The sequence below is a fragment of the Ruminococcus sp. RTP21484sp1_RTP21281st1_A8_RTP21281_210402 genome (assembly GCF_040914025.1).
Lineage (GTDB): Bacteria > Bacillota > Clostridia > Lachnospirales > Lachnospiraceae > Blautia_A > Blautia_A faecis.
This window is the reverse complement of record NZ_JBCPGE010000098.1, coordinates 1-1,755: the sequence shown is the minus strand read 5'-3', so window position 1 is coordinate 1,755 and position 1,755 is coordinate 1. Positions and strand designations below refer to the sequence as shown.

Genomic DNA, 1,755 nt, shown 5'->3' with positions numbered 1-1,755 from the left:
TAGGTAATTGCGAAACAAGTTCGCAATCCTGACTAAAAAGCGGTAAGAATCCTGCAACGCAGGATTCTTAAGATGAAAAATAGGTACTTCTAAATTTGAACATGACTAAAAGACTTCCCAGATAAACTGCGAAGAAAAGATTGTATGCATATTAATAATCAGGCAATCAAAGGCTTCAAACTCCGGATGTATTGGTATTGATGAATCTTATCAGCGACAAGCACAGTAACAAGCTGGGTAATTCCTGCAAGCAGTAAATCAGCATGAAGTGTTTTCTCATTCTGTGTTTTACGATCTGCAATGCAGAAACTATCTTTGAAATGGTTGATTGACTTTTCAACATTTACACGGATCTTGTAAGTATCCTCCCATTCCTGTGAGCCGCGTTCTACACCAGGATAGGCACGAAGGTTCTTTTCAGGATAAATGTAGATCATTCGTCCGCAGGAAGAAGATGTACATGGATTGTCACAATGACATACGCGATGTTTTGACTTGTCGGCAGGATTGTATTCCCATTTCATTTTTGGACATACAAACTTCATGGTAGGAAGTTTACTCCGCAAATGGGATCTGCTTCCTTCACGCCGCATCGGAAGTGATGGATCGTGAGGACAGCAGGGAATACCGTTTTCATTGACAGTATAGTCGGTTCCTTCCACAGAAAGCTTTGTTTTTAAAGGGATAAAAGCTTTTTGAAAGCCAATTTCTTCAAAGAGGGATTTGTAAATGTTAATGGCATCAAACGCAGCATCTCCAAGAAACGTCTTTGAATTTATTAAAGGATGTTTCTGGAAAAAGTCAATTAAAACTGGAAGAAGTGCTTTCGAATCGGCAAGGGATTTATCCTCATCCGGTGAATCTGATTTCTTCCCTACAACGATATCAGGATGTTTTTTTAGAAAGTCCTTGTTGTAGAAAGTGATGTCACGAACAATACCAAGCCCGTTCGTAATAATGCCAAATTTATAGGCGTAACAGAAATGTCCATTGATGTACATCTGCTGGATTGCCTGATTGGAAGCCGCATGAGTTGGCATAGAGCCATAAGCAGCTTTATAAGGATCATAGGAATCATCAAGGTTATGGGACTTTTTGAAAGCCTTTAGCTGCTTGATAATACGGTTGGCATATTTTGGGTTATTTTCTTTAACCCATGCTTCAATGCCAGAGGTATCAAAGATTGTCATGGAAGCAAGGGCAGGATCAAGACTTTGGCAGATCGGTTCGGTCAGATCAACAAGATGATCGAACATAGATTGTAAGTCCGATAAAAAATCCTGTTTGAAACGTGTAAATTTGGAACCATCCGGAACAACATCAAAACCGCAGAAATCACGCAGTTCCTGGGAAAATTTCAAAAATACGATCAGGAGTGTGTCCGTCGGGATTGAGAAAATACGCTGGATAAGAAGTGCCTTAAGCATTGGATAAAGCTGATGTTTGCGAGGTCTTCCGGTACTGGCGTAAAAATGAGAAATAAAAGAAACAGGAACAATTTCATCAAGGTTAATGGCTTCATCAAGAAGCGAAAGGAACTGATATTTGTCGTTGTCGAATTTATTTTGACAATCTTCAAAAATTTCTGCCAAAGTGAGCTGTTTATATGTTATCATGTAGGTATATCTCCTTTAGGTGGATTGGTTAATTAGTTTCTAGGCAATTCTATTTTACCATAAACCTTGAGGAGATATTTTATTTTAACAACAAAAAAATGCCGTATTTATGCGGCTTTTGGCGTTTCGCAAACGCCTA

1 pseudogene is annotated in these 1,755 nt (G+C 38.9%); it reads right to left on the bottom strand.

Annotated features, from left to right (window positions below):
* Positions 1–253: 253 nt before the first annotated feature.
* Positions 254–1,616: pseudogene (locus tag AB5170_RS22395) on the bottom strand (transposase); the annotation flags it as partial.
* Between the last annotated feature and the right edge of the window lie 139 nt (positions 1,617–1,755).